This is a genomic window from Propionivibrio sp., assembly GCF_029255185.1.
Lineage (GTDB): Bacteria > Pseudomonadota > Gammaproteobacteria > Burkholderiales > Rhodocyclaceae > Propionivibrio.
In genome coordinates this window covers 1-3,947 of sequence record NZ_JAPUVO010000015.1, presented here as the reverse complement: position 1 = coordinate 3,947, position 3,947 = coordinate 1, and the positions used below count along the sequence as shown (strand labels likewise).

1 protein-coding gene is annotated in these 3,947 nt (G+C 56.2%); it reads right to left on the bottom strand.

Annotated elements, in window-relative coordinates:
* Window positions 1-3,947 (bottom strand): matrixin family metalloprotease (locus tag Q1J43_RS00185; RefSeq protein WP_301100262.1); only part of this gene is annotated, 3,947 nt, incomplete at both ends.

The window sequence follows — 3,947 nt, the reverse complement described above, 5'->3', positions numbered from 1 at the left end:
GTCGTTATGGGTCAAGCCGGTGCTGCCGAGCAGCGAATGGCCGGTGCTGGCGTCGATCAGGGCGACTTCGAAGGCGTCATCCGGGCCGTTGGCCTGATCGCCGAGGGTGGCGTTGGCGACGGTGAAGGACAGGGCACGGTCGTTCTGGCCGAGGACGAAGACTTGGTTGACGCGGGTCTGGCTGGTGGCGGTCTCGGCGAGGGTGGCGGCGCCGTTCTCGAAGCTGACTTCGCCGGTGGTGGACCAGTTAGCGCCATCGGTGAATTGGGGGTTCTCTAGTTTGGGGTTGGCGAGGCTGTCGTATTGCGGGACGCTGTCGACACCCGGGGTATCGGCAAAGCCGACGACACGGCGCAGGCGGGAATGGCGTGGGGCGCCGGTGACTCGGGTGAAGGGCAGCGGCACGCCGGGGTCGGTCGGGGCGTAGGGTTCGCTTGGGCTGTCGGGGGTGATGAAGACTCCGGCGAGTTGCATGAGCATGAGTTGTTCGTCGACGGTCAGGGTGTGGCGGACGCCGGGCTGCAAGGTCGTCGCCATGAAGTCGTGGGCGTCTGTGCTGTGGTCAAGGCCGAGGGCGTGGCCGTATTCGTGCAGGAGGACGGTGAGGAGGTCCATCTTGCCTTCGGCCTCAGAGCCTGGTTTGGCGATCCATTCGTTCGCATTGCTGGTGGGGAGGAATTCGGCGTTGTCGGTGGGGGTGGGGTCGATGAACCAACCGTGGCCGGCGGCAGTGGTGTCGAGGGTGATGGTGGTGCCGGTGGTTTGGCCTACTGCGCTGCCGGCGAGGTTGGCGAAGGAGATGGATTGGCTGGCGTTAGCGAGTAGCGCGTCCAGATCGGCATTGCGTTGCCACGTTGCGAGGTCGCTTGCTCCCTGCACTTCACCGGAAATCAACCATGTTCTGCGCGGGCAATACTGATTGTAAAGTTTTGTGTAGCTATCAATATCAATCGTCTTGCCCGTCACTCGAATGTACTGAATGACTTTGATACGACGGCCTGCCAATTCCGTCATAAAAGTTACGCGATCCGTGCCTAGGTAGCCATTGTTCGGCTCATACATGTAACTATTCTCGGCACCATAATTGATCTCATTTCCTTTGTCGCCAAGCCAAATAAGTCGACCATGTTTCGGCTGTTCAATCACGGTAGTTTTAATCGAGTGACCAGCCTCATCTTGTACGGCTTCGGAATCCAGCAAGTCAATTTCCCCCTTGTGCAAAAAGATTTGCAGCGCGGAATCGCCGGGATACAGAATATTGCTGGAACTTGGCAAAATGCCTGCCACACCAGCCGAAAGCGCTTTGACTACAAGCGTACACCCGCCTACCGTCCCATACAAACCAGTGTTCGCCACCTGCGCTACGGAGGTGCTGACAGCGACTACCAACGGCTGCCCACTGTCAGGCGGCACCACATCGAGTAACAACATATCCAACTCCTCTCGGTTAACATCAAAGTCTTGAATCACTCGATCTAGCAACTCAATTGGGATCGAAGACGAGGCCGAATCAGTGTCCTCGACCATGAGCTTATGCGGCGCAGCAATACTCACCGCGCTTCTGGGCTTCAGGGCAATGCCGAATCGGGTGTTGTAACCATCGGCTTGCCTGGCGTTGAGACCCAGCAGACCGAGCATATGGCTGATGTTGCTATAGATGTTTTGATCGCCAAGAACTCTGTTTGCCAAGTTCAAGTTATCTCTGCGATTAGCCAAGTCATCGAGGCTGCCATGAATGCCTTGAACAACCTCGAGAAAGTTGCCAGCATCAGCCTTCTCATTCAAATCCCCCCACGATGACTCATACCGCCAGTACCAAGTACTTGAACGTGCCGAATTCGTCTTTGTAAGAATTTGATCGGGGTTCGCCACGAAGTCATCATGGGTGCCATAAATCTGGTTCAACCCTGGAATGGCATTGGCGGGAATGGGCTGTTTCCCGGCTCTAAAACCACCATTGCTCACCCGCTCATACTTACCTTTGCGGGTAATTTGCAACAGCCCTCTACCGCGGTAGGTATATCCATCGCCCGATGCTTCGTCGCCATTACCGTCTTTCCCAGAGTAGGCATAGTTGGCCTGTTTTTCGCCCCTTGACGCTCCTGTTCCGAGGGTGCCATTCAGGTAGCCATCGTATGTGGTTCTTTGCGCAGGAATGTTCAGCTTCAGGCTTCTGAAGTTTCCAACACCGTGCAGAGCGGGGTCACTCCAGTCAACGGTTTCCGTGAGAGTACGTAAGCCGCCAGACTCTGCGCGAACATTCGCCAAAAACGCCGCCAGCCGTTTGGGGGTATTGAGATTGAACTTTGTGATGGCTTCATTGATCGGCGCAACCCAATCCGCCACATCATCAGGCGCACGCCCCATGATCGCCGCGAGAGTTGCGGCGGTAAGTTGCGCACCAATGCCGCCTCCAGTATCTCCCTTGCCACCAATCAACAACTTGTTGCTGTCAATCGCTCCGCCCGCCTGCGTGCCATCGCCAAACAGAATCTTCTGCACGTCCTTGGCTTGCTGCGCAGTTCTCCCTTGCGTGCTGATCTTGCTCAACTGTTCATCCAGCGAACCATTGTTTTCTACTTTGTCGTTTTGCGTCGCCGTAAATAGCGCCAGGAAGTCTTTGAGCGCCTCGGCCTGGTCGTTCCGATTGTTGCCCGGATCGACGCGGTTAACGTATTTGAGCAGGCTTGCCAACTCTTGAGCCTTCTCGGCATCCCAATGCGCTGTACCGAGTTCTTTTTCCAGTGCCTGTTTCCTCTCCAGCAGCCACCTCAGCTTCTGCATAGAATTCGCGCTGCCATCGTCACTGGCCTCAACGCCCTTCAAATCGACGCTGTTGACGTCGGACAAACCGATCAGGAATTCATCGCCATAGATGCCGTCCTGATTCTTCTGCGAGACGTATTTGGTGTTAATTCCAAGATTGAGCATGCTGCCCAATTGGCCGGTGCCTTTGAACTGAAGGTTGTAGGTGAGCTTCTGCGTCTGCGCGGCATTCTGCGATGCCAGCATCAAGTCATACACCCAGCTCGTTCCCATGGCTTGACCCGCTTTGCTCGCGTCGTCCCAGCCCTTCAGTGGCGTCGTTTTCTTTCCCTTCGCATCAACAAAGGTGTAGGTCATCCAGTGCGGCGCGTTGTAGGCGTTAAGCCAGTCTGTGCTCTTCTTGCCCTCGGCATCGTCCGGGTTGAGGAGCCCATCGGCACCAAACTCGGCTGCTTGGAATTTCTTCGTTTCTTCTACATTCTTATCGTAGTCGGCTCGGGCTTGCTTCTTGGCCTTGGCAATCGCTTCTTCCTTGGCTACGTTTAGTGTCGTTTCGAGGGTGACTTGACGCGCGGCACCTTCCAGTAACTTGCCTGCTGCCGACCAAGAGAGCTTGGGTTTACCAATCTCAGTGGCTTCGCTGTAAGTGCCATCGACAGCGTTGTAGGTGATTTCGTAGTTAACTTCGGCGGTAAGCCATGGATTTGTCCCCCTGCCCTTGCCTTTGCCTTCGCCCTCCTCGGCACCAGTGCCATAGCGAACTACCTTCTCGAAAAGCTGTAACGCACGACGCTCTGCATCACCAAAGGTGCCGTCGACCTTGAATTCCGTTGGCGCGGTAAGGTCGTAGGCCGGGAACCCGAGATATTTCAGTCGCTGCTCAACCCGATACACATCAAGCACATCGTTGGTTTTGCCAACGCCGACACTGTCCTTAAGCGTGATCGCCGAATACCCCGGATCATCCAGCGGCCGATCGCCGAAGAAGACCCCCGCGCTGTCATAGTCCTTGGCGCTGACCGTGACCAGGCCAAGACGCCATCCCATTTGGCCGTCGGCCTGCTTGTACCGGAAACGGAAGTAAAGGTCGGTCGTTTTTGGCGTGGTGATGCGCTCGCCATTACGCAGCTTCTTCTCGTCGGCCTCGTCGATAGTCGGGGCCAGGTAGAGTCGTCCGCTGC